This is a genomic window from Frateuria sp. Soil773, from assembly GCF_001428405.1.
In the GTDB taxonomy this organism is placed as follows: Bacteria; Pseudomonadota; Gammaproteobacteria; order Xanthomonadales; family Rhodanobacteraceae; genus LMSL01.
The window spans coordinates 64,320-87,621 of sequence record NZ_LMSL01000023.1 but is presented as its reverse complement, the minus strand read 5'-3'; the positions used below and the strand labels follow the sequence as shown (position 1 = coordinate 87,621).

27 protein-coding genes and 1 tRNA gene are annotated in these 23,302 nt (G+C 68.8%); 4 read left to right on the top strand and 24 right to left on the bottom strand.

The window, feature by feature from the left end; genetic code table 11:
• The first annotated feature begins 55 nt into the window (after window positions 1–55).
• A complete protein-coding gene (locus ASG87_RS19990; protein WP_157510987.1) occupies window positions 56–418 on the top strand; it encodes a hypothetical protein in 363 nt (120 codons plus the stop codon).
• A gap of 581 nt (window positions 419–999) precedes the next feature.
• Here ASG87_RS19990 and ASG87_RS09245 read toward each other — a convergent pair.
• The 22 genes from ASG87_RS09245 to ASG87_RS09140 all read right to left on the bottom strand — a co-directional run bounded on the left by ASG87_RS09245 (window position 1,000) and on the right by ASG87_RS09140 (window position 19,931).
• Window positions 1,000–1,194 (bottom strand): hypothetical protein, encoded by a 195-nt coding sequence (locus ASG87_RS09245; protein WP_056004161.1) that lies wholly within the window; start codon window positions 1,192–1,194, stop codon window positions 1,000–1,002.
• Between the two features lie 90 nt (window positions 1,195–1,284).
• Window positions 1,285–2,517 (bottom strand): integrase arm-type DNA-binding domain-containing protein, encoded by a 1,233-nt coding sequence (locus ASG87_RS09240; RefSeq protein WP_056004159.1) that lies wholly within the window; start codon window positions 2,515–2,517, stop codon window positions 1,285–1,287.
• A gap of 197 nt (window positions 2,518–2,714) precedes the next feature.
• A tRNA-Leu gene (locus ASG87_RS09235) sits at window positions 2,715–2,800 on the bottom strand.
• Window positions 2,801–2,825: 25 nt separating this feature from the next.
• Window positions 2,826–3,407 carry a cysteine dioxygenase family protein gene (locus ASG87_RS09230; protein WP_056004156.1) on the bottom strand — a complete coding sequence of 194 codons (582 nt, stop codon included), beginning with the start codon at window positions 3,405–3,407 and terminating at the stop codon, window positions 2,826–2,828.
• A gap of 67 nt (window positions 3,408–3,474) precedes the next feature.
• Window positions 3,475–4,623 (bottom strand): homoserine O-acetyltransferase, encoded by a 1,149-nt coding sequence (locus ASG87_RS09225; protein ID WP_056004153.1) that lies wholly within the window; start codon window positions 4,621–4,623, stop codon window positions 3,475–3,477.
• Window positions 4,624–5,673, bottom strand: coding sequence for a tetratricopeptide repeat protein (locus ASG87_RS09220; protein ID WP_056004150.1), 1,050 nt, complete (start codon window positions 5,671–5,673; stop codon window positions 4,624–4,626).
• A complete protein-coding gene (locus ASG87_RS09215) occupies window positions 5,670–6,137 on the bottom strand; it encodes a cytochrome c-type biogenesis protein (RefSeq protein ID WP_056004147.1) in 468 nt (155 codons plus the stop codon). Before ASG87_RS09215 ends, ASG87_RS09220 begins: the two co-directional genes overlap by 4 nt.
• Window positions 6,137–6,679 carry a DsbE family thiol:disulfide interchange protein gene (locus ASG87_RS09210; RefSeq protein ID WP_056004144.1) on the bottom strand — a complete coding sequence of 181 codons (543 nt, stop codon included), beginning with the start codon at window positions 6,677–6,679 and terminating at the stop codon, window positions 6,137–6,139. Before ASG87_RS09210 ends, ASG87_RS09215 begins: the two co-directional genes overlap by 1 nt.
• Complete coding sequence (locus tag ASG87_RS09205) at window positions 6,676–8,646, bottom strand: heme lyase CcmF/NrfE family subunit (RefSeq protein ID WP_056004141.1); 1,971 nt, start codon at window positions 8,644–8,646, stop codon at window positions 6,676–6,678. The genes ASG87_RS09210 and ASG87_RS09205 overlap by 4 nt, the downstream gene beginning before the upstream one ends.
• On the bottom strand, window positions 8,643–9,125 hold the full coding sequence (ccmE, locus tag ASG87_RS09200) for a cytochrome c maturation protein CcmE (RefSeq protein ID WP_056004138.1): 483 nt from the start codon (window positions 9,123–9,125) through the stop codon (window positions 8,643–8,645). Before ccmE ends, ASG87_RS09205 begins: the two co-directional genes overlap by 4 nt.
• 40 nt (window positions 9,126–9,165) lie before the next feature.
• Window positions 9,166–9,348, bottom strand: a complete 183-nt coding sequence (gene ccmD, locus ASG87_RS09195) for a heme exporter protein CcmD (protein WP_056004135.1) — start codon at window positions 9,346–9,348, stop codon at window positions 9,166–9,168.
• 2 nt (window positions 9,349–9,350) lie between these two features.
• A complete protein-coding gene (locus tag ASG87_RS09190; RefSeq protein WP_056004132.1) occupies window positions 9,351–10,109 on the bottom strand; it encodes a heme ABC transporter permease in 759 nt (252 codons plus the stop codon).
• Window positions 10,109–10,795, bottom strand: coding sequence for a heme exporter protein CcmB (gene ccmB / locus ASG87_RS09185; RefSeq protein WP_056004129.1), 687 nt, complete (start codon window positions 10,793–10,795; stop codon window positions 10,109–10,111). The genes ASG87_RS09190 and ccmB overlap by 1 nt, the downstream gene beginning before the upstream one ends.
• Window positions 10,792–11,427 (bottom strand): cytochrome c biogenesis heme-transporting ATPase CcmA, encoded by a 636-nt coding sequence (gene ccmA, locus ASG87_RS09180; protein WP_056004126.1) that lies wholly within the window; start codon window positions 11,425–11,427, stop codon window positions 10,792–10,794. Before ccmA ends, ccmB begins: the two co-directional genes overlap by 4 nt.
• 54 nt (window positions 11,428–11,481) lie before the next feature.
• On the bottom strand, window positions 11,482–11,895 hold the full coding sequence (locus ASG87_RS09175; RefSeq protein WP_056004124.1) for a DUF3293 domain-containing protein: 414 nt from the start codon (window positions 11,893–11,895) through the stop codon (window positions 11,482–11,484).
• Complete coding sequence (locus ASG87_RS09170; RefSeq protein WP_056004121.1) at window positions 11,888–13,291, bottom strand: NAD(P)/FAD-dependent oxidoreductase; 1,404 nt, start codon at window positions 13,289–13,291, stop codon at window positions 11,888–11,890. The genes ASG87_RS09175 and ASG87_RS09170 overlap by 8 nt, the downstream gene beginning before the upstream one ends.
• Window positions 13,292–13,660: 369 nt before the next feature.
• Window positions 13,661–14,152: a polyhydroxyalkanoate synthesis repressor PhaR gene (gene phaR, locus ASG87_RS09165; protein WP_056004118.1), complete on the bottom strand. Its 492-nt coding sequence runs from the start codon at window positions 14,150–14,152 to the stop codon at window positions 13,661–13,663.
• A gap of 74 nt (window positions 14,153–14,226) precedes the next feature.
• Window positions 14,227–15,789, bottom strand: a complete 1,563-nt coding sequence (locus ASG87_RS09160) for a DHA2 family efflux MFS transporter permease subunit (protein WP_056004115.1) — start codon at window positions 15,787–15,789, stop codon at window positions 14,227–14,229.
• Window positions 15,790–15,798: 9 nt separating this feature from the next.
• Window positions 15,799–17,013: an efflux RND transporter periplasmic adaptor subunit gene (locus tag ASG87_RS09155; RefSeq protein WP_056004112.1), complete on the bottom strand. Its 1,215-nt coding sequence runs from the start codon at window positions 17,011–17,013 to the stop codon at window positions 15,799–15,801.
• Complete coding sequence (locus ASG87_RS09150; RefSeq protein WP_056004109.1) at window positions 17,000–18,499, bottom strand: efflux transporter outer membrane subunit; 1,500 nt, start codon at window positions 18,497–18,499, stop codon at window positions 17,000–17,002. The genes ASG87_RS09155 and ASG87_RS09150 overlap by 14 nt, the downstream gene beginning before the upstream one ends.
• A 20-nt stretch (window positions 18,500–18,519) precedes the next feature.
• Window positions 18,520–19,038, bottom strand: coding sequence for a MarR family transcriptional regulator (locus ASG87_RS09145; RefSeq protein ID WP_056004106.1), 519 nt, complete (start codon window positions 19,036–19,038; stop codon window positions 18,520–18,522).
• Window positions 19,039–19,151: 113 nt separating this feature from the next.
• On the bottom strand, window positions 19,152–19,931 hold the full coding sequence (locus ASG87_RS09140; RefSeq protein WP_056004103.1) for a TatD family hydrolase: 780 nt from the start codon (window positions 19,929–19,931) through the stop codon (window positions 19,152–19,154).
• Window positions 19,932–20,110: 179 nt separating this feature from the next.
• On the opposite strand from ASG87_RS09140, the gene ASG87_RS09135 reads away from it, so the two are divergent.
• Together ASG87_RS09135 and ASG87_RS09130 are read left to right on the top strand one after the other, a co-directional pair.
• A complete protein-coding gene (locus tag ASG87_RS09135) occupies window positions 20,111–20,695 on the top strand; it encodes a glycine zipper 2TM domain-containing protein (protein WP_082582862.1) in 585 nt (194 codons plus the stop codon).
• A gap of 11 nt (window positions 20,696–20,706) precedes the next feature.
• On the top strand, window positions 20,707–21,192 hold the full coding sequence (locus ASG87_RS09130; RefSeq protein ID WP_056004100.1) for a glycine zipper 2TM domain-containing protein: 486 nt from the start codon (window positions 20,707–20,709) through the stop codon (window positions 21,190–21,192).
• Window positions 21,193–21,275: 83 nt separating this feature from the next.
• Here the strand turns inward: ASG87_RS09130 and ASG87_RS09125 are convergent, their stop codons facing one another.
• Both ASG87_RS09125 and ASG87_RS09120 read right to left on the bottom strand, forming a co-directional pair.
• Complete coding sequence (locus ASG87_RS09125) at window positions 21,276–21,710, bottom strand: cell wall hydrolase (protein WP_235499602.1); 435 nt, start codon at window positions 21,708–21,710, stop codon at window positions 21,276–21,278.
• 433 nt (window positions 21,711–22,143) lie between these two features.
• Window positions 22,144–22,947 carry a folate-binding protein gene (locus ASG87_RS09120; protein ID WP_056004093.1) on the bottom strand — a complete coding sequence of 268 codons (804 nt, stop codon included), beginning with the start codon at window positions 22,945–22,947 and terminating at the stop codon, window positions 22,144–22,146.
• Window positions 22,948–23,091: 144 nt separating this feature from the next.
• Between ASG87_RS09120 and ASG87_RS19310 the strand changes: the two genes are divergently transcribed.
• Window positions 23,092–23,259 carry a DUF1674 domain-containing protein gene (locus tag ASG87_RS19310; RefSeq protein ID WP_082582861.1) on the top strand — a complete coding sequence of 56 codons (168 nt, stop codon included), beginning with the start codon at window positions 23,092–23,094 and terminating at the stop codon, window positions 23,257–23,259.
• Window positions 23,260–23,302: the final 43 nt, after the last annotated feature.

Below are 23,302 nucleotides of genomic sequence, written 5' to 3'. Positions count from 1 at the left end.
GTTCCGACTGCGTGCATGTTTGACTAGGATGTCTGCCTCAACAGGGGAGATGACTATGGCGCAAGAGTTTTTCGACGGATGGGCCGCCACTCGTGAACATGCCGCATTGCGCGCCGAATTGACTGCGAACCGTAAGCGTCGCATGTGGCTGCTGGTAATTGGCTTTGTTGGTCTTGCAGGTACCGTGCGTATCTTTCGGGGTGGTGAGGCGCTGGCCGCCCTTTACGCGCAATTTGGGGAATTTGGGGTGACCTTCTCTTACATGGCTCTGCTGGTCTGTGGGTTATGGTTGGCCCGTGACTATTTGCAAGAAAAGCGGGGTCGAGCGCGGCGCCATGCGCTGTATTTGAAACTCACGGCGCATGGGTATGAATACGACTTCAATGCGGAACAGTGGAAGGAGCCGCCTGTACCGTAGCGGCCTATTGCGTCTTCATTGGTTAGCGATGGTAGTCCGCGTAGCGGCTGGCATTTTTCAGTCGTTACTAGTTGACTTATCGGGATAGTTGACTTATCGGAATTACTATCGCGGAAAGCGCTATCAAATATAACTTGCATGATTATCTCTTATCAATACCTTTCCCCTTGCCACATCGTTTCCTGCCGGTGTGGCTGTGGTTTTCTGCGGGGTTACAGGGGTATTTCATGCTTGATGTCGAGATTGCTGTCCGTGCTTTTGGTCACGTGTTCACTTTGCGGAACGATGGGCTTCTGTTGAGGCTGAGGGGGCACGGGTGGTTCGGGCGGAACTTGTCGGGATTCGGCGATTCCGCTACTACTTTTCATTTCCGTTCGTGGACTTTGTGGGTTGAGGGGACCGAGTTGCCACCTATTCGCATACCTGGCGAGGAGTCCGATGCGGCGCCACCTTCGACATACCCGCGTTTCTCTCTGGAGGTTGGACGGTTCCTCCTGACTTGTTGAGGCGCCTATTAGCTTCAGCAGAGACGATAACGGCCCCATACGGGGCCGTTTTGTTTTCATATGTGGCAGGCCGGGTTATTCGATCAGCAGCTTCACCAGTACAGCGACAATGCCCGCTATGGCCGCGACCTTCGCAAATGCCACGTATGGTACGCGCCGCGTCTGTGCCTCGATCTTCGTGGTCTCCGCTATCAGCTTGGCAGTCTCCGCCCGAAGCTTGGCTAGTTCGCTGTCGTCGCGGGGAGCTTCGGCGGCGTGCGTATTGAGCATGGTGTGGTTCCTTCGTGCGGTGCGGCGGCTGGAGGGCATGGTTGAAAACGACAGATCAGCACAGACGCAAGCGGAACGCGCGCGCGCCTCTTAGCCCGCCTGGCGCCGGAAGGGGACAACCTTGGCGCCGGTCTTCAAACCGTCCAGATAGTCGGCCCATGTCTGCATCATGCGGGCGCGTTCATCGAGATACTGCGCGGCGCTGGTGTAGGCCGCGCGGACCTTGTTCGGCTCGGCGTGCGCTAGCTGGCGCTCGATGGCATCCGCATTCCAGCCCATTTCGTTGAGCCGGGTTGCTGCCATGCTGCGGAATCCGTGCCCGGTCATTTCGTCGGTGCCGTAGCCAAGGCGCCGGAGAGCCTGATTCACTGTGTTCTCGCTCATCGGTCGGCCAGCCTTGCCAAGGGCAGGGAAGACCAGGGAGCCGCTACCCGTGAGCGCCTGAAGCTCCCGCAGCACCTCGACGGCCTGCTCAGACAACGGGACTAGGTGCGGCTGCTTCATCTTCATGCGCGCCGCCGGGATGCGCCACATTGCCGCGTCCAGGTCGAACTCTGCCCATTCCGCCTTTCGCAGCTCGCCGGGACGCACAAACGCCAGCGGGGCCAGCTTCAGGGCTGCGCGGGTGACTGCCCGGCCGGTGAACCCGTCGATGGCTCGCAGTAGCTCGCCTATCTTCGCGGGGTCGGTGAGGGCCGCTCGGTGCTTCGGGGTCGGCGTGGTGAACTGGCGGCGTAGTGGTGCGGTGGGGTCGGTCTCGGTCTTTCCTTCCAGGATGGCCCAGCGGAACACCTGTCCGGCCGTGATCTTCACGCGACTCGCGGTCTCGCGCTTGTCGCTGTCCTCAATAGACCGCAGCACCTCCCGTAGCTCCTTGGCCGTTACCTCGGTGATCGGTCGGGAGCCGATGGCGGGGAACAGGTACCCTTCCAGCCGCCATCGATCCTTGCCGATGGTAGCGACTGAGGTCTCTCCGTTGGCCTCGCGCTTCTTCAGCCACTCGCGCGCCACGGCCTCGAAGGTGTCAGCGGCAATCGCTGCGGCCACGGCGCGCGCAACCTTGGCGGCCTTCCTGACCTCACCGGGGTCATTGCCATTCGCCAGTAGGCGCCGCGCGTCTTCCCGGCGCTGCCGTGCGTCTGCGAGGGTCACAGTGGGATACACGCCAAGGGCTAGCGTCTTCTGCTTGCCTTCGAAGCGGTAGTTCATCCGCCAGTACCGCCCGCCATCGGGCTTTATGAGCAGGTACATGCCGCCGCCGTCGCTGAGCTTGAGCGGCTTGGCTGCGGGCTTTGTTCGGCGGATGTTGGTATCTGTGAGCATGGCGGGGCCTGGCGACCCGTTGCGGGCCTCATGGGGCCGCATCCTGCCACAGGTACCAGCAAAAGTACCAACAGATACCATCGGCTTAGCTGGTATCCCTTGGGACTGCCTGGGACATGCCCGACATGAAAAAACCCGCTGTTATGCGGGTTTTGGGAGATTCATGGGTTTCGGTGGTACCGCCTGAAACCCTCACATGGTACCGGTGATAGGACTCGAACCTACACTCTGTCGCCAGAAGCGGATTTTGAGTCCGCCGCGTCTACCATTCCGCCACACCGGCATGCGAGCGGCGCATTATGCCGGCTTCAGTGGACCGGGTCGAGTCCCAGTTGGCGCTCGTAGCGCTGGTAGGCGTGGTCTTCCGGCAGCGGCTGGAACACGGCGCAGTGGGTCATGTTGCCGGAGTAGATGTGCAGGCTGACGGCGATGGCGTCGTCGCTGGGATTGCGGATGGTGTGGTACTCGTGCGGCGGGATCAGGCTGCCGGCGGAGCCGGGGCCGGCCTGGATCGAGCCGACCGGCTGGAAGCGGTAGTGGCCGTTCTCGTCGGCCAGGCGCTCGTACTGCACCACTTCCAGCGCACCGCTCCAGACGCCTTCCACGCACCACATGCCGCAATGGTCGTGGATCGGCGTGCCCTGGCCCGGACCCCAGGTCATCGCCACCACGCAGTAGCCGTGCCGCTCGCTGCGGTACAGCTCGCGCCGCGCGTAGCGGCCCTCGGCGGTCTCGAACACGCACTCGGGCAGTTTCACCTCGCCGCTGCGCATCAGCTTGCACAGGCTGTTGCGCAGACTGTCGGTGATGGCGAAGGTGGAATCCTTGCTGACCGCCGTATCGATCGCATCGATCAGTTCGCGACAACCGGGAAATTCCGTAGTGAGCATGGCGTTCTCGAATGACTGTATTGCCGGCCTATCTTAGCAGCGCGGCGGCGGGGCGGCCGCCGCCCGTTCAGAGCCGGGCGAGGAAGCCGCCGATCGCGCGGCTGTAGTTGGGGATGTCGACCAGGAAGGCGTCGTGGCCCTGGGGCGAGTCCAGCGCCACGAATTCGACCTCGGCGCCCGCGGCGCGCAGGCCGTCGGCGATCTGTTCCTGCTGCTCCAGCGGGAACAGGATGTCGGTGCTGACGCCGATCACCATGGCTTTCTCGATGCGGATCCGCTTCAGCCCTTCGAGCACGCTGCCGTCGCCGTACTCGGCGATGTCGAACCAGTCGCTGGCGCGCGAGAGGTAGAGGTAGCAGTTCGGGTCGAACGTGCGCACGAAGCGTTGCGCATGCCCCTGCAGGTACGACTCGACCTGGAATTCGGCGCCGAACGGCTGGTCCTCGCGCTGCTCGGGATCGAGCCGGATGCGCGCGAAGCGGCCGTTCCACTCCATCGCGGAGCGGTAGGTGATAACGCCCAGCTTGCGCGCGATGCTCATGCCGGTGTCGGGGTAGCGGCCGTCCGGCTGCCCGTCTTCCGCGCCGGTGTCGCCGCCCTCCCATCCCTGGATCCGGTAGTTGCCTTCGTTCCAGTCCGGGTCGAGCCGGATCGCCTCGCGCTGCAGCGAGCGGATCGCGATGGCGAACGGCTGCGCCTGCGGCGCCGTGTCCACGCTGATATGCGCGCGCACGCTGCTGGGATGCTGCAGCATGTAGGCCAGCGCGCTCATGCCGCCCATCGAGCAGCCGATCAGGCAGGCCAGCCGTTCGATGCCGAGGCCGTCGCGGACCACCGCATGCGCGGCGTCGGCGACGTCTTCCAGCGACAGCTCCGGGAAGCCGAGGCGATAGGGCGCGCCGGTGGCCGGATCGATCGAGGCCGGGCAGGTGGAGCCCTTGTCGCTGCCCAGCGAGTTCACGCAGACCACGAACCAGCGGTCGGTATCGATCGCCTTGCCCGGGCCGATCATGTCTTCCCACCAGCCCGGCGCCGTGTCCTGCGGGCAGGAGGCGGCGTGCGCGCTCGGCGAGAGCCCGGTGAGGATCAGCACCGCGTTGTCGCGCATCGGGTTCGGCCGGCCCCAGGTTTCGTAGGCCACGCGCGCGCCGTGCAGGCTGCCGCCGCGCTTCATCGGGAACGGCGAGGGCAGGGCGTGGTAGATGCGTGCGTCCATTCAGTGCACCTTGTCGATGGCGATCGGGATCGGCGTCTTGCGGTTCACCTCGACCACGCCGGCATCGCCTTCCAGGTCGCCTGCCTGGGCGATCGCCTGGCCGCTGCGGCTGATCCGCGCGCCGACGAACACCCTGGGCACCGCGGAGAGTTTCAGTTGCGGGGTCATGCCCATCGCGTCGGTCAGCGTCACCGTGGTCGGCAGCGTGCTGGCCGGCAGCTTCGCCACCGCCAGCGGCATCGGCGGCCCCTGCTCGGCGCGGGCGTAGACGAACAGGGTGTCGCCCGGGGCCAGTTTGTCCTTCAGCGCTGGCGACAGCGATACCTCGACCTGCAACTGCGGGCCCTGCGGATTCTGCTGCAGGGGCTGGGCCGGTTGCTGGACGGGCTGCTTGCCGCTGCGCGCATCGGCGACCGCGATCTGTTCGGCGACCGCCCTGGCCACGTTGCTGCCGGGCGCCAGCAGGGGCAGCAGGCGGCGCCAGGTCGCGGCGGCGTCGGCGTAGCGGTCGTGCTGGAACTGCCCGATGCCGAGCAGCCACAGGCCGCGCTGGTTCTCCGGTTCGAGCTGCACGGCGCGTTCCAGCAGGTCCTGGGCGCGGCCCTCGATGCGGTGGTCCGGGCGGGTCATCGAATCGGCCTCGGCCCAGCCCACCATCGCGGCGGTGTTGTTGCCGTCGAGCCTGAGCGCGCGGTCGTAGGCGTCGCGCGCCTGCTCCGGCTGGTGCATCGCGTTCATGGTCTGCGCCAGCAGCATCCAACCTTGCAGGTCGTCCGGGGTCGCCGCCAGGTGCTGGCGCAGTTCGGCCACGGCCTGGTCGATGTCGAGCGGCGGCTTCTGCGTCGGCACGCCGTTCAGCGCGACCGGCGTGCCCACCAGCAGGTACAGCCCGGCGGTGGCCAGCGGCACCGCGAAGGCGATCAGCAGGGCCAGCGCGAACACCCCGCGCGGGCGGCCGAGCCGGCGGCCGTGGCGCACCAGCGGCAGCAACAGCAGGGCCAGCGCCACCGCGATCATCGCGGCGGCGGCGATATAGAAAGCGAGCTTCACCAGTCGTCCCCCCGGTCGTTCGACGCGCCGTCGAGCAGCTTGCTGTCGACGGCGGCGGGCGTCGTGCCGCGGTTGCGCCGGCGCACGGTGACCGCCACCGTGGCGGCGCCGGCCAGCAGGATCAGCAGCGGACCGAACCACAGCAGCAGGGTGTTGCCCTGCACCGGCGGGTCGTACAGGACGAAGTCGGAGTAGCGGTCCACCAGGTACTGCTTGATCTCGTCGTCGCTCTTGCCCGACTGCATCAGGCCGAACACCTCGTGGCGCAGGTCGCGCGCGAGGTCGGCGTTGGAATCGGCCAGGTTCTCGTTCTGGCACACCAGGCAGCGCAACTGGGCGGTGAGCTTCTGGAAGCGCACTTCCTGGGCGTGGTCCTTGAACGGCAGCGGATCGATCGCCTGGGCCGCGGCGAGGCCGGCGAACGCCAGCGTCGCGGCCAGCAGCAGGCGCGGCAGCATGCGCATCACGGGGCCTCCTTCTGCAAGGCGGCGATCGCCGGCTTCAGTTCGCTGGCGATCACCTCGGGAGTGAACGGGCCGATGCGCTTGTAGCGGATCACGCCCTTGGCGTCGATCAGGAAGCTTTCCGGCGCGCCGTACACGCCGAAGTCGATCGCCGTGCGGCCCTCGCGGTCGGCGATCACCATGTCGTAGGGATTGCCGTGCCGGGCGAGCCAGGCCTTGGCGTCCTCCGGCGCATCCTTGTAGTCGTAGCCCACCACCGGGATCCCCAGCGTGCGGCCTTCGGCCATCAGCACCGGGTGTTCCTCGCCGCAGGCGATGCACCAACTGGCGAACACGTTGACCAGGTAGGGCTTGCCGAGCATCGAGGCCTTGCTGACCGTCCGCGCGGGATCGTCCAGCAGCGGCAGCACGAACTCCGGCGCCGGCTTGCCGATCAGCGGCGAGGGCACCTCGCGCTGGTCGTGCCGGGTGTTCCACCAGATGCCGAAGCCGAACAGCGCCACCAGCAGCATGAAACCGAAGAACGGGGCCAGCCGGCTCATGCGCGCGACTCCCCGGCGACCGGCTCGATCTGCGCCGCGGCCGCCGCGCGCCTGACCCGGAAGCGCCGGTCCGCCGCGCTGGCGAAGCCGCCCAGCATCATGAACAGGCCGCCTGCCCAGATCCAGCGGACGAACGGCTTGTGGTACAGCCGCAATGCCCAGGCGCCTTCGAGCTTGGCCGGGTCCATCGGCTCGCCGAGTGCGACGTACAGGTCGCGGGTGATGCCCGGGTCGATCGCCGACTCGGTCTGCACCTGGCCGCGCAGGTAGGTGCGCTTCTGCGGGTGCATCACGGCCACCGGCTTGCCGTCGCGGGTGACGGTGACCACACCTTGCTCGGCATGCCAGTTGGGGCCGCGGCTGGCGTGCACGCCGTCGAAGCGGAACTGGTAGCTGCCGATGGTCTGCGTCTCGCCCGGCGCCATGCGCACGTCGCGCGTCACGCTGAGCGACTCGGACAGCAGCACGCCGACCAGGAACACGCCGACGCCGAAGTGCGCCAGCAGCATGCCGGCCATCTCCGCCGGATAGCGGCGGCCGCGCGGCACTTCGCGCCAGCGCTTGTAGACGTAGAGCAGGGTGCCGACCGCGCACCATACCGCGGCGGCCACGCCGGCGATCGCCTTGAGCTGGCCGTCGACGAGGAAGGCGGCGACGATCGCGCAGGCCGTCGCGGCGATGGCGACGCGCAGCAGCACGCTCTTCAGCGGCGCGGCGTCGCTCTTGCCCCAGCGCAGGAACGGCCCGAACGGCAGCAGCAGGACCACCGGCAGCATCAGCAGCGGGAACAGGAAGCCGAAATAGGGCGGGCCCACCGAGACCTTGCCCAGGTGCAGCGCGTCGCCGACCAGCGGGAACAGCGTGCCCAGCAGTACCATCGCCGCGGCCACGGTGAACATCAGGTTGCTGACCAGGATCGCCGTTTCGCGCGACACCACGCGGAACGGCTTGCCGCCGGCCACCTTCGGCGCGCGCAGCGCGTACAGCAGCAGCGAGCCGCCCACCACCACCGCCAGGAAGCACAGGATGAACAGGCCGCGGCGCGGGTCGGAGGCGAAGGCGTGCACCGAGGTGAGCACGCCCGAGCGCACCAGGAAGGTGCCCAGCAGCGACAGCGAGAAGGCGAAGATCGACAGCAGGATCGTCCAGGCGCGCAGCGAGCCGCGCTTCTCGGTCACCGCCTGCGCATGGATCAGCGCGGCGCCGACCAGCCACGGCATGAAGCTGGCGTTCTCCACCGGATCCCAGAACCACCAGCCGCCCCAGCCCAGCTCGGCGTAGGCCCACCAACTGCCGGCGACGATGCCGCCGGAGAGGAACGCCCAGGCCACGTTGGTCCACGGTCGCGCCCAGCGCACCCAGGCCTGTTCCAGTTCGCCGCCGAGCAGGCCGGCGATGGAGAACGCGAACGCCACCGAGAAGCCGACGTAGCCCATGTACAGCACGGGCGGATGGAAGGTCATGCCCGGGTCCTGCAGCACCGGGTTCAGATCGCCGCCGTCGGCCGGCATCGGCAGCAGCCGGCCGAACGGGTTGGAGGTGAAGATGATGAAGGCGAGGAAGCCAACCGCGACCAGCCCGAGCACGCCCAGCACGCGCGCGGCGAACACCTCCGGCAGTTGCCGGCTGAACGCGGCCAGCGCCACCGTCCACAGGTTGAGGATGAAGATCCACAGCAGCAGCGAGCCCTCGTGCGCGCCCCACACCGCGGCGATACGGTAGTACCAGGGCAGGGCGAGGTTCGAGTTGTCGGCCACGTACTGCACCGAGAAGTCGAAATGCACGAAGGCCCACACCAGCAGGCCGAAGGCGAGCGCCACGAACACCGCCTGGCCGGCCGCCGCGGGCCGTGCCACCGCCATCAGCGCGCCATTGCCGCGCCAGGCGCCGACGATCGGCAGCACGCCCTGCGCAAGCGCCAGCAGCAGGGCCAGGATCAGCGCGAGTTGTCCCAGTTCCGGCGTCATGGCTGCGGGGCTCCGGGCTTGTTGTCCTGCGCGGCGGCACCGTCCACCTTCTTGCCTTCGTGGGCCTTAGCCATCGCGTCCTTCAGCTCCTTCGGCATGTAGGTCTCGTCGTGTTTGGCCAGCACCTCGGTGGCGATGAAGCGCGCGTTGTCCATGTGGCCGGTGGCGATCACCGACTGGTTGTCGCGGAACAGGTCGGGCAGGATGCCGGTGTATTCCACCGGCATCGCGCCGCCGGCGTCGATCACGGTGAAGGTGACCTTAAGCGAATCGCTGGCGCGCTGGATCGAGCCGGCCTTGACCATGCCGCCGAGGCGGAAGGTCTTGTAGGCGCTCGCTTCGCCCGACTGCACCTGGCTCGGGGTGAACAGGTAGTTCATGTTCTGCTGCAGCGCGAACACGGTCAGGCCGATCGCCACCGCGGCGGCGGCGAGGACCGAGACGACGATGGTGAGGCGGCGCTTGCGGGTGGGGTTCATGGCAGGCTCTGGCGAATCGCGGAATCGGGATGGCGCGCGGTCAGGACGACGCGGAACGTTGCTGGCGGGCGCTCTGGCGCGCCAAACGCGCGCGCAGCTCGCGCAGGTTGCGGCGGCGGCGCAGCGCGGGCGCGAAGAAGTCGGCGGCCAGCACCACGAAGAACACGGCATAGGCCGGCCACACGTAGGCGGCGTAGCCGCCCATGGCGAGGAAGCTCCCCATGCTCACCGTGCTTCCTCCCGCGCGGCGATCTGGCGCACCCAGTCCTTGCCGCTCTCCATCGCCAGCAGGTCGGCGCGGATGCGGCCGAACAGGCTGGCGAGGTAGTAGAACTTGGTCGCCGCCATCATCGTCAGCAGCGGCCACAGCATGTCGCCGCTCATCTTCGAGGGGCCGAGGATGCGCACGGTGGAACCCTGGTGCAGGGTGTTCCACCAGTTCACCGAGAAATGCACGATCGGTACGTTGATGATGCCGACGATGGCGAGGAAGGCGGCGGCGCGCGCGCCCTGCCGGCGATCCTCGAAGGCGTGGTACAGGCCGATCACACCCAGGTAGAGGAACAGTAGCACCAGCTCGGAGGTGAGCCGCGCGTCCCAGGTCCACCAGGTGCCCCACATCGGCTTGCCCCACAGCGAGCCGGTGACCAGGGTGATGAAGGTGAAGCAGGCGCCGACCGGCGCCGATTCCATCGCCACCACCTCGGCCAGCTTGATCCGCCACACCAGCGCGATGAACGAGGCCACCGCCATCACGCCGTAGATGAACAGGCTCATCCACGCGCTGGGCACGTGGATGAAGATGATCCGGTAGGCGTCGCCCTGCTGGTAGTCGGCCGGGGCCAGCACCAGTCCGCCGTACAGGGCGACGGCGCCGAGCAGCAGCGCGAGCGCCAGCATCCACGGCCGCAGCGCGCCGGCGAAGCGGTAGAACACCGGCGGCGAGCCGAGCTTGTGCAACCAGAGCGGGATCCAGTCAGACATCAGGCATCCAGGGCAATGCGAAGGGCCACGGCGCAGCCCAGCGGCGCCAGTACCAGGGTCAGGGCGAGCGCGGCGCCGAGCCAGGCGATCGGCGCGAGCCATGGCAGCCCCTGTTGCGCGGCGGCCACGGCGCCGGCGGCGAAGATCACCACGGGCACGCACAGCGGCAGCAGCATCAAGGCCAGCAGCATACCAGAGCGCCGCGTGCCGGCCGTCAGCGCCACCAGCACCGCGCCGAGCAGGCTGAGCATCGGCGTGGCCAGCAGCAGCGCCAGCAGCAGCACCGGGATCACCTCGGCGGGCAGGTGCAGCATGCCGGCCAGCAAGGGCGCGACCACGATCAGCGGCAGCGCGGTGGTGAGCCAGTGGGCGAGGATCTTCATGCCCAGCAGCACGGCCAGCGGCTGCGGCGCGAGCACCAGTTGCTCCAGCGAGCCGTCCTCGATGTCGCTGCGGAACATCGCATCCAGCGCCAGCAGCATCGCCAGCAGCACGGTCACCAGCACCACGCCGCCGGCGATCCGCTGCAGCAGCGCCTGCTCCGGGCCCAGCGCGAACGGGAACAGGGTGGCGACGATCAGCGCGTACAGCACCGGCATGGCGATGTCGCCGCGGCGGCGCCAGGCCAGCGTGAGGTCGCGCCGCAGCACGGCGGCACAGGCGGCGGGAAGCGGCGCGGCGGTCATGCGTGCATCCGGATGCGCTTGGCCTCGCTGCCGAGGAAATCCACCGCACCGTGGCTGGTGACCAGGGCCGCGCCGCCGGCGGCGACGTGCTCGCGCAGCAGGCGGTTGACCAGCTCGATGCCGGTGCGGTCGAGGTTGGCGTAGGGCTCGTCCAGCAGCCACAGGGTGGCCGGCAGCAGCCGCAGCCGGGCCAGTGCGGCGCGCTTCTTCTGGCCGGCGGAGAGCCGCCGCACGGGTTCGTCCTCGTAGCCCGCCAGGCCGACGTCGGCGAGGGCCTGGCCGATGCCGGCCCCGGCGCGGCAGCCATGCAGGCCGATGGCGACGCGCAGGTTCTCGCGCGGGCTGAGGTCGGCCTTAAGCCCGAGGTGGTGCCCGAGGAAATGGATCTCGCCCGGGGCGTCGTCGCGCCGCCGGGGCCGGCCGCGCCAGTCCAGCGCGCCTTCGCCCACGTGCAGCAGGCCGGCGAGCAGGCGCAGCAGGGTGGTCTTGCCGCTACCGTTGTCGCCCTCGACCAGGGCCAGTTCGCCGGCGTGGAGGCTGAAGTCCAGCGGGCCGAACACTGCTTCGTCCGAACGGAGGAAGGACAGGCCCCGCGCTTCGAGCAGCGGGATGGCGTTGGCGGCGGCAGTCATCCGCACGATTGTCCGCAATGCCCGGCGCGCTTGTCCATGCGGCGCAGTGACGCCTCAGCGATGCAGCAGGCGCAGGCGGGCGATTTCGCCGCCGCGGCCATGGACATAGGCGCTTTGTTCGTAGCGGTTGGCCAGACTGTCCAGTTGCGGCGTATCCGGGCCGACCGCGAACAGGCTCGGCTCGTGCCAGCCGCCGGCGCCGATGCCGATCCCCGGATGGACCGACGCGGTTTCCGGCAGGGCCCGCAACGCGGCCAGCAGCCCGGCCTGCGCGGCGAGGTTGGCGCGCCAGGGGCGCGTCTGAGCGTGCGGGTTCCAGGCGGTGACGAATCCCCAGGGCCGGTTGCCGACCAGGGCTTGCAGCGATTCCGGCAGGGGCTGCCGGACGCGGATCGTCGCCCAGGCGGCGGGATCGAGGCAGACGAGGTAATCGGTGGCCTCGAACGCCTCGACCAGTGCCTTATCCATGCCGCAGCGCGGGCAGCGGCGGCAGCGTGGCCTGCAGGGCGGCGACGGCGGCGTCGAGGTCGACGTCGGCGGCCCGGTCCGATCCGCGCAGCAATTGCTGCAGCAACTGGTCCTGCGCGCGGCCGCGCTCCAGCGCGTAGGCGTAGGGCAGGTGGGTGAAGGTGACCATGCGGTAGCGCGACATGAAGTGCGCCGGCGCGCGTTCGCCCAGCAGGGCGCCCAGCTCGCGCTTGGCGAGGTAGTGCGGATCGGCCACCGAGTCGCGCATTTCCACGTAGTTCTCCAGCGCCATCGCGGCGATCGCGTTGGCGTTGGGCTGGCGGATGCGCTGGAACTCGGCGAACACGCCGGCGCTGTCGCCGGGCTCCGCGGCCAGCAGGTCGGCCAGCGCCACGGTGTCCTCGAAGCCGCAGTTCATGCCCTGGCCGTGGAACGGCACGATCGCGTGCGCGGCGTCGCCGACCAGCAGGGCGCGGCCGTCCAGGTGCCAGCGGTCCAGGTACAGCGTGGACAGGGTGCCGACCGGGTGCTCGTCGTAGTCCTCGGCGAAGCGCGGGATCAGCGGCAGCAGGTCCGGGAACTCGTCGCGGAAGAACGCCCCGGCCGCGGCGGCATCGGGCAGGGTGGCGAAGCTCGGGTGTGCGCCCTGCGCCGGCAGGAACAGGGTGACCGTGAAGCTGCCCTCGGTATTGGGCAGCGCGATGCACATGTAGCCGCCGCGCGGCCAGATGTGCAGCGCATGCGGCTCCAGCGCGAACTGGCGCTGGCCGCCGCTGTCGCGCAGCGCCCCGGCCGGCAGGCGGTCGGCCGGCGGGATCTCCAGTTCCTTGTAGGCGTGGCCGAGCGATTCGACACGCTCGCCCAGGGGGGCATGGGCATTCATCGCCGCGCGCAGCGCCGAGCCGGCGCCGTCCGCGCCGATCAGCAGGCCGGCGTCGATGCTGCGCTGCGCACCCTGTTCGTCGGCCAGCCGGATGCGCCGTGCGTCGAAATCGGCGTCGAGCAGCGACTGGCCGAAATGGAAACGCACGCCGGCCGCCTCGGCGGCGTCCAGCAGCAGCATGTTCAGGGCGCCGCGCGAGACCGACCAGATCACTTCGCTGTCGTCCACGCCGTAGCGTTGCAGGCCGGAACGGCCGTCGCGGGTGTGCACCATGCGGCCCCGCATCATCACGGCGCGCTGCAGCACGTCATCGGCGAGGCCGGCGCTGCGCAGCGCCTGCAGGCCGCGTTCGGCCAGGGCGAGGTTGATCGAGCGGCCGCCGCTGAAACCGGCCAGGCGCGGGTCGGCGCGCTTCTCGTAGACGTCGACGGGAAAACCGCGCTGCGCCAATTGCTGGGCGAGCAGGGCGCCGACCAGGCCGCCGCCGATGAGCGTGATGGGTTGCTGCGTCATGCTGCATTCCGCCGAGGGGATCGCGCCACTGTTCCGCAAGCGCCGCGTTCGTGCAACCGGCGGATTTCGCCGGCGGCGGCGCGGCCTGCGGAGACGCCCATGCCCGGCGCGGCGAACGGCGCCAAGCGCCTTTTCAAAAGCTCCCGGATCTCCCCTACGGGGCGTCATCCCAGCGAAAGCTGGGATCCAGTGCCTCTAGGTTTTGGGGGAGGGAAAGTCGCTGGATTCCTGCTTGACCGGCCCTGCGGCCGTTGAAAGCCGCAGGAATGACGAGCATGGAGCGTGAGGGGATTCCAATCCGACAGGGAAACTTTGAACAGGCTCTAAGTGCGCTGAGACCACCCGCGCGCAGGCGGCCGATGCCGCGGTTCAGCCCGGCTTGCGTCCGCCCTTGGGTGGCGTCGCGGGCTGCGCCTGGGCGGCGACGTCGAGGAAGCCGCGCTGCATGGATTTCCACATGTCCAGGTTGCGCTCGGTCAGGTCGTTGAGCATCGACCAGGGCGTCTGGCCCATCAGGCTGTTGAGCTGGGTGCGGAACTGCTGCTGCTGGTCGAGGAACACCTGCAGGCTGCGTTCCAGGTAGGGGCCCATGAAGCCCTGCAGCGAATCGCCGTAGAAGCGGATGATCTGGCTGAGCAGTTGCGGGGACAGCATCGGCTGCCCCTTCTCCTCATGCTCGGAGATGATCTGCAGCAGCACCGAGCGGGTCAGGTCCTCGCCGCTCTTGGCGTCGCGCACTTCGAACACTTCGTTGTCCAGCACGAGCTGGCGGACCTCCTCCAGCGTGATGTAGCTGGAGATTTCCGTGTCGTACAGGCGACGGTTCGGGTATTTCTTGATGATGCGGGTCGTTTGTGCCATGCGGCAAACCTAGCAGAAGGTATTGCGCTGCACCAGCCGGTCATGCTGCACCCGCAGGTGCAGCAATCCGCGCGTCAATGCCCCATGGCGCCGCCGGCGCTGCCGAAGGGCGGCCTGGCGAACCACAGGATCGGGATCAGTAGCACGAACAGGATCGCGCACGCCCAGAACACGTCGTTCACGGCGAGGGTCAACGCCTCGCGGGTCAGCAACTGGTCGATCAGCCCAAGGCTCTGCGTATGCGACAGCCCGGTATGCGACAACTGGCCCACGAACTGGGCAGCCGCCGGATGGCCGGGGCTGACGTACTCGGTGAGCGTGGCGTGGTGGGTCTCGCCGCGGTGCTGCCACAGGGTGACCATGATCGCGGTGGACACGCTGGAGCCGATCGTGCGGCAGAAGTTGGACAGGCCCGAGGCGCTGGCGATCTGGTCCACCGGCAGGCCCGACAGGTAGATCTGGTTCAGCGGGATGAAGAAGCACGGGATCGCCAGGCCCATCACGAAGCGCGGCACCACCAGGGTGGCGAACGAGGCGGAGCTGTCGAAGGTGGAGAACCACCAGGCGGTGCCCGCGAACACCAGGAAGGCGAACGTCACCACCGCGCGCAGGTCGAGCCGGTGCATGTTCTTGCCCAGCACCGGCGAGATCAGGAAAGCCAGGATGCCGACCGGCGCGGTGGCCAGGCCGGCCCAGGTGGCGGTGTAGCCCAGGGTCACCTGCAGCCACAGCGGGAACACCACGTTGATGCCGAAGAACGCGAACATGCCCAGCGACAGGCTGACCACGCCGACGGTGAAGTTGCGCTGCCTGAACAGCGACAGGTCGACCACCGGGTGCTTCGCGTGCAGTTCCCACACCACCAGGAAGGTGAGGCAGACCAGCGCGACCAGTCCCAGGGTGAGGATCATCGGCGAGGCGAACCAGTCGTGGTCGTTGCCGTTGTCCAGCATGAACTGCAGCGCGCCCACGCCCACCACCAGCAGGCCCAGGCCGACCATGTCGATCGGCGCCTTGGCGGTCTTGGTCTCGCGCTTGCGCAGCAGGCCCCAGGTGACCGCCGCCGCGGCCAGCCCGACCGGCAGGTTGATGTAGAAGATCCACGGCCAGGAGAAGTTGTCGGTGAGCCAGCCGCCGAGGATCGGCCCGAAGATCGGCGCCACCACCACGGTCATCGCCCACAGCGCCAGCGCCACGCCCTGGCGTTCCTTCGGGTAGTTCGACAGCAGCAGGGTGAGCGACAGCGCCACCATCGGGCCCGAGCCGGCGCCCTGCAGCAGGCGGCCGATCACCAGCATCGGCATGCTGGTGGCCAGGCCGCACAGCATCGAGAACACCACGAACATCAGCACCGAACCGACGAAGGTCTTCACCTCGCCGAAGCGGCGCGCCAGCCAGCCGGTCAGCGGCTGCATGATCGCGCTGGCCAGCGCGTACGAGCTGATCGTCCAGGTGCCTTCGCTGGGGCTCACGCCGAGGCTGCCGGCGATGTGCGGCACCGCGACGTTGACGATCGTCATGTCCAGCACCTCCATGAAGGTGCTGAACGCGACGGCGATGGTGAGCAGCGCCAGCGGGGCGCCGTGCAGCGGCTTCAGGGGCGCGGCGCCGGGCGCCTCGTCGTTGGGCGTGGCCATGGCCGGGCCTCAGTCCGCGGCGCCGTCGCGGGACAGGTTGGCGGCGATGACCCGGTCGGCCTCCGCATCCGCCTTGCTGGCCATCTGGTCGTAGACGTCGGTCTGCGCGGCCGGCTGCTGCGACGGCGTGCCGGCGAGCACGCTGCCCTTGTCGTCGGTGATGTCCACGGTGACGTCGGTGGACAGGCCGATCCGCAGCGGATGCTTGTCCAGCTCCCGGTTGTCCAGCGCGATGCGCACCGGCACGCGCTGCACCACCTTGATCCAGTTGCCGGTGGCGTTCTGCGCCGGCAGCAGCGAGAACACGCTGCCGGTGCCGGCGCCGAGGCCGATCACCTTGCCGTGGAACACGGCGTCGCCGCCGTACAGGTCGGACACCACCTTGGCCGGCTGGCCGATGCGGATGTGGCGCAACTGGCTTTCCTTGAAGTTGGCGTCGATCCACAGGTCGTGCAGCGGCACCACGGTCATCAACTGCTGGCCCGGCTGCACGCTGTTGCCAAGCTGCACGCTGCGCTCGGCGACGTAGCCGGAGACCGGCGCGTAGATCGCGTTGCGCTGCGCGGCGACCCAGGCGGCGCGGAAGTTCGCGCGCGCCTGCATCACGGCCGGGTTGCGCGCCACGTCGGTGCCTTCGATCGCGGCATGCGCGGCGGCCGACTGCGCCTCGGCGGCGGCCACGGCGGCGCGCGCCTGTTCCACGCCGTCGCGCAGGTGCTGCACGATCTCCGGCGACTCGGCCTGCGCGGCGATCAGCGGCAAGCGGCGCTTGAGGTCGGCCTCGGCCTTCTTCAGGTCGAGCCGGGCCGCGACGACCTGGGCGTCGGCACTGCCGGCCGAGCTGGTCTGCTGGCGCACGCCGCGCACGGCCTGGGCCAGCGCGCTGCGCGCCTGCTGCAGGCGGATGTCGGCGTCGGTGCCGTCCAGCTTCACCAGCACCTGGCCGGCTTCGACGCGCTGGGTGTCGTCGGCGAGGATCGCCACCACCGTGCCGGGCACCTGAGCCGAGATCGCCACCTGGTTGCCGCCGACATAGGCGTTGTCGGTTTTCTCGCGGGTGGAGAACACGAACAGCCACAGCAGCACCCAGAGCACGGCGGCGAGGACGAACACCGCGGTGACGATCAGCAGGGCGCGGCGGCGCTTGGCGGGGTTCTTGGCGGCCAGGCCGCTGTCGTCGGTCGGTCGGTCGGCGGGCGACGCGGCGGATTCAGTGGCGCTCATGGTCGGCGGCTCCAGCGATGTCTGAGGGGGAGGTGGGGGAAGCGGCGGTGGCGGTGTCGGCGGAGTGGTCCGCGCTGCGGTAGCCGCCGCCGAGCGCCTTGATCAGGGCGAGGTCGGTGCTGACGGCCTGCGCCTGCAACTGGATCGCATCGTCGCGCTGCTGCAGCCACTGCGCCTGCGCGCCGAGTTCCTCGCGGGCGTCGCGCACGCCTTGGCGGGCGCGGGCGCGGGCATTGGCGAACAGGCGCTCGCCGGCATCCACCTGCGCCTGCTGCTCGCGCCGGCGGGCGGCGAGCTGTTCCGCGCCCAGCGCCTGCGTCGCCACTTCGCGGGCGGCGGCGAGCACGGTGCTGTCGTACTGCGCCACGGCGCTTTCCAGTTGGGCCTTGCTCAGGCCGTAGTTCGCCTCGAGCTGGCCGCCGCTGAAGATCGGCAGGTGCAGGGCCGGGGTGAACGCGAAGGTGCGGCTGCCGGCGGTGAGCAGCTTGCCCATGTCGATGCTGGACAGGCCGGCGAGCGCGGTGATGCCGACGTCCGGGAAGAACTCGGCGCGCGCCGCGTTGGTCTGCCTCAGCGCGGCCTCCACTTGCCAGCGGCTGGCGGCGATGTCGGGGCGGCGGGCGATCAGGTCGAGGCCGGCGCCGGTGGGCACGCCGCGCTCGATCGGCGGCAGCGGTCGCACCTGCAATGCCGGCAACTGGGCTGGCGCCACCCCCAGCAGCGATGCGAGCGCGACGCGGCGGATCTGTGCCGAGCCGTCCAGCGCCACGCGCATCTCGCGCACCGCCGCCAACTGCGCCCGGGCTTTCTGCGCTTCGTCGGGCAGGTCCACGCCTTGTTTCACGCGCAGCTCGGCGATGCGCGCGAACTGCTGCTGCGCGTCCAGCATCTGCTCGGCCAGCCGCAGCCGGGCCTGGTCGGCCTGCCAGCCGAAATAGGTGTCGGCCACCGCGTACTGGATCGCCAGCGCCGCCGCGCTGCGCTGTGCCTCGGCGGCGTGCGCCTGGTCCAGCGCGGCTTCCACGGTGGCGCGCTTCTTGCCCCACCAGTCGAAGTCGTATTGCAGTTGCACGCCGAGGTCGGCCTGGTTGTACCAGGTGAAGCCGAGGAACTTGCTGGGGATCAGGCCGTGCTCGCTCATGCGCTGGCGGGCGAACTGGGCGCTGCCGCCGACGGTCAGGCCCATCTGCGTGGCGGCCAGGCGCGCCGACTGCTCGGCGCTGCGCACCCGGCTCTGCGCCACGGCGAGGTCGGGTGCCTGCCGCATGGCCTGGTCCATCAGTTGATCGAGCTGCGGATCGCCGTAGCCGCGCCACCACTGCGCGTCCGGCCAGCCGGCGCGGGTGGGCGCCCGCAGCCCGGCCAGCGGCACGTCGTCGCGCAGTGCCGGGCGGTCGAGCTTGGTCGGGGGCGTGGCGCAGGCGGCGAGCGTAAGGAGGGTCGCGGCGGCAAGCGCCGTGCGGCCGCGGAGCAGGGCATGCTTCATCGGTGCGTCCTTCAAAGGTTTCAATGGTCCGCCCTCAGGCGTTCGAGGCCGGCGGCCAGCTTGCGCAGCAGCCGGTTGAACGTGCGTTTGTCCGTTTCGCTGAAGTCGGCAAACATCGTGACCAGCCGCGGGAACATCGGCGGCAGCATCTTCTGCACGAATTCCCGCCCGGCCGGGCAGATGCGGATCACCACGCGCCGGCGGTCCTCGTCGCTGGCGCCGCGGCTGATCAGCCCGCGCTTCGCCAGCGCGTTGGCGATGCGGGTCATGTTGGTCGCGCCCTGGCTGGTGAACTCGCACAGTTCGCCCGGCGTGGAACTGCCGTCCGGGCGGCTGTACAGGATCATCAGGGTGAGGAATTCGCTGTGGTTGAGCTTGTGCGGCTTGAGCTTGGATTCGAGTTCTTCGTCCAGCGTGCAGCCGACCATCGCCATCAACCGGCACAGCCGCGCCTCCAGCGCGGGCACCTGCGGGATGATCCGGCTCATCCGGTCGATGCCCTCGTCCATCATGTCGATGCATTTTGCCAGCCGCGTCATTTCACCAGCTTACATTTCATTGATGAAATAAAAAGTAGCAAGAAGGAAAAGCCGGCCGCAAGTGCCGGCATGATCGATGGCGTGGGGCATCGCCCCGCCGGAGTGGGGGGCGATCAGCCAGCGGGCGGTGCGAGCCCGAACAGGCGCCGCACGTTGGCCGTGGTGGCGGCGGCCACGGCCGCTTCCGTTTCGCCGCGCAGTTGCGCGACGCAGCGCAGTATCCCGGCGAGCCGCGCCGGCTCGTTGCGCTGGCCGCGATGGTCGGCGTCGGGCTGGTCGGGTGCGTCGCTTTCCAACAGCAGGAATTCGACCGGCATGCCGGAGACGATGCGGCGCAGCCGTTGCGCACGCTCGTAGGTCACCGGCCCGCCGATGCCGACGCAAAAGCCCATGTCCCACAGTTGCCGCGCCTGCTGCTCGCTGCCGGAAAAGCTGTGCACCACGCCGCGCAGGCCGGGCAGGCGGCGCAGGGTCTGGATCACTTCCTCCAGCGCGTTGCGCGCGTGCACGATCACCGGCAGGCGGTGTTCGCGGGCGACGTCCAACTGTCGCCTGAAGAAGAAGCGCTGCCGCTCCGGATCGAGCGCGGGGTCGTGGAAATCCAGGCCGATCTCGCCGACGGCCACCGCTGGATGGTCCTCGAGCCAGGACGGGAGTTCCGCCACGTGCGCTTCGCGATGCCGGTCGAGGAAGAGGGGGTGCAATCCATAGGCGGCGAACAGGCCGCTACCCGGCGTGCACAGCGTCTTGATGCGCGGCCAGCTATGAATGTCGACGCCGGGTATGACCAGCGTGCGCACCTGCGCGGCCATGGCGCGTGCGACGACTTCGTCGCGGTCGTCGTCGAAGGCGCGGTCGTCGAGGTGGACGTGGCTGTCGGCGAGTTCGTTCAAAGGGGTTTTTGCCTCGATGTCCGGAGTTGTGATCGCCGACACGGCCGTCTCGACGACGTGAAGGCCATGTGACGATTTTGGTCTAGGCCGGATTCAGTATGACGCGGGTTCAATGCTCGGGCAGGCGACGGGACCGTGCATCGGCATCGGCCGCGCCGCGTTCAACGAGGAGATTCAGCATGAACAGGTTGATGGTCAATACGCTTAGCATGGGGATCGCGCTGGCATGTGCGATGAGCTTGTCGGCTTGCAACCGCGACGCCAGCGCCGACGCCGGCGTGGCCGCCGGACAGTCCGCTGCGCAGTCCGCCGACAACGGCCCGAAGTACGCCAAGGTCGTCAGTGTCGATCCGGTGCGCACCACCGTGAACAATCCCAAGCAGGTCTGCCATGACGAGGTGGTGAGCCACACGGCGCCGCCGAAGGACCAGCACCAGATCGCCGGCACCGCGATCGGCGCCGTGCTCGGCGGCGTGCTCGGCAACCAGGTCGGCGGCGGCAAGGGCAGGACCCTGGCAACCGTGGCTGGCGCGGTCGGCGGCGGCTATGCCGGCAAGAAGATCCAGGAAGACCGCCAGCACGGCACCGTCACCACCACGACGGAGCGTCGCTGCTCGACGGTCGACAACACCAGCAGCAAGGTCGTCGGCTACGACGTCCGCTACGAATACAACGGCGTGACCCGCACGGTGCGCATGGACCACGATCCGGGCGATCGCGTCCAGGTGCAGGAAGGCGTAACCGCCGTTTCCGACGCCCGCTGAAGGAGCCTCCCATGAACGCCTTGTCCGGCAAGCTCGTCCTGACCCTGGCGCTGGCCTCCAGCCTCGCCCTGGCCGGGTGCGCCACCAACTCCTACGGCAATGGCGGCTACGGCCGCGGCTATTCGTCTTCCGACGGCGGCTACGTCCGCGGGCGTTGCCAGTCGTGCGGCGTCGTGCAGGACGTGCAGCAGGTGTACGTGCAGGGCGGCGGCAACGGCGGGACGCTGGGCGCGGTGATCGGTGCCGTCGCCGGCGGCGTGCTGGGCAACCAGGTCGGCAAGGGCGACGGCCGCAAGGCCGCTACCGTAGCCGGCGCGGTGGCGGGCGGCGTGATCGGCAACCAGGTGGGCAAGCACAACAGCGGCGATACGCCTGCCTGGCGCGTCAGCGTGCGGATGGACAACGGGCAGTACGCCACGGTGACGCAACGCGAGGACCCGGGCCTTCGCCCGGGCGACTACGTCGAGATCCGCGGCGATCGCGTCTACGCGAGGTAGCTTTCCTTTGGACGTCTGGACGTCCAACGAAAAAGGCCATCCGGAGGGATGGCCTTTTTTTTGCGTGGCGGTTGCGGCGCGGATCAGTTCACCGCGTAGAACCTGTGTTCGCCGATGGTGGTGCTGGCGCGGTTGAGCGACCAGGCGGGCGCGATGGCGACGGTGGCGAAGTGGTCCGCGTGCGGCACCAGCAGCCGGCGCTGCGCGAGCGGCAGTTGCCAGTTGCTGATGGATTCGCCGGCGATCTTCCATGCCTTGCCGAAGGCATCGAGGTTGTTCAACTCGAACGAACCCGGCGTCATGGTGATGGCGAACTGGTGCGGCGCGGTGACCACCTTGCATACGGTGTCGCCCCACTGGCCGCGCTCGCGGCGGCGGAGCGCCACTTCGGCCACGGCCATCTGGCCGTTGATCGACTCGCTGCGCGCTTCGAGGTAGACCGTCGTCGCCAGGCAGGTCTGGTCGGCGATGGGTTGGGGCAGCACGGACGCCAGCCACAACAGCATGGAAAGTTTCATTGTCTGCCTCCAACGTGCTGTACGTGCGCGACCAGACTTCGATTGCGCTCGCCGTTGCGGTGGACGGGCGGGCAGGCCGTTCCACCTGGATTGATCGCCGTGGCCGAAACTTGTGGCCGGGGGCGCTTTGCCACGGGATTGTGGCGTTGCCGGTCGATTGATCCGATACCAACCGGCTGATTGTGCTGTCGGGCGTTGCCGGGTCCTCGGGACCCCGTAGCCTGCAACTGCATTCCGCGTGAGGCGGAGGTGTTCCATCCGGCATGTTCCGCCGGGTCGCGCCGATCCGGACCCCTCCGGTTCGTCGCGTAAAACGGTGCCCCAACTGGAGTGGGCGCCATGAAATGATCGGCGGAGCCTAGTGGCGGCCTTCGCCGCTGGCAAGTGCCGTGCCGGTCCGATTCATCTTTCGCTCACGATCTCTTGATGCGAGTCACGCATCCACGGCGCCGCCGTTTTCGGCGACGCGCAACGCGATGCCGTCGATGCTCGACGGTTGTTGCGCGAGCCGTTCCGCGAAGGCGTCGTGCATCACGGCGAGCGCCTCGGCGCCACCCTCGACCGGAACGACATCCAGCAGTTGCACGGCGTCGCGCTCGTCCACGCGCAGCAGCGTGCCTGGCTCGACCGCTTGCGACAATACGACGCGCTGCATATGCCGCTTGTTGCCGCCGCGGTAGTGCAGCCGCGCGACGATTTCCTGGCCCGGATAGCAACCCTTGTCGATGGAGGTCGCGTGCAGGCGTTCGAGCCGCAGCGTCGACGCCAGCAGTTCGCCCGGCAAGGCGTCGGGAAGCCATGGCCAGCCGGCGCGCAACTGCACGAGGCGCCAGCGCTCGTCATGCTGCGCCGCTTCGGGCAGCAGGCTGTGGTCGCCGCAGCCGAAGCCTTCGATGCCGCCGGCCGTGCACAGGGCATGGAGCGGTCGCGCTTCGCCGGTGGCGAGCCGCCGGGGCGGCTGCGCCTCGATCCTCGCCTTCGCGCGGAACACGAAACGCTTCAGCGCCTCCGCGATCGCCGCCGCGTCGCCGCCGCGCAACAGCAGCAGCAGGCGGTCGTCGGCGGGCCGGGCCAGATGGAACAGGGCGCGCACGCGCCCCTGCGCGTCGAGCCACGCACTGAATTGCCAGTGTCCGACGGCGAGCGTGGCGACGTTGCTGCTGAATTGCGCCTGGGCGAAGGCGACCGCATCGGCGCCTTCGATCGTCAGGGTCTGGGCGAGGTAGGGTTCGGGCATCGCGATGATCTTGGGGCTTCGGAAACGGAAGACAACTTGCCGCTGCGGAAAACGGCCCGGCACGCGCGCTGCCGGGGATGCGCGCCGGCGTCAAGGTTGTGCTGCTTTGCCGCAAGTATTACGCTTCGGCGGCTTTCAAAAACCATGTCCGATACCTTCTCCCAAACCGAATCCATGCCTGCCTCCGCTCCCGCGGAACGGGCGGTCGTGCCCGGCAAGCCGGTGGGCGACGCGAGTCGGCCGGAGCGGCCGGCGCCGGATCCCACCCGCTACGGCGATTGGGAAAAAAACGGACGCTGCATCGACTTCTGACGGCCGGTGCCGGCGTTGCCGGCGCGGAACAGGGGGAGAGGCA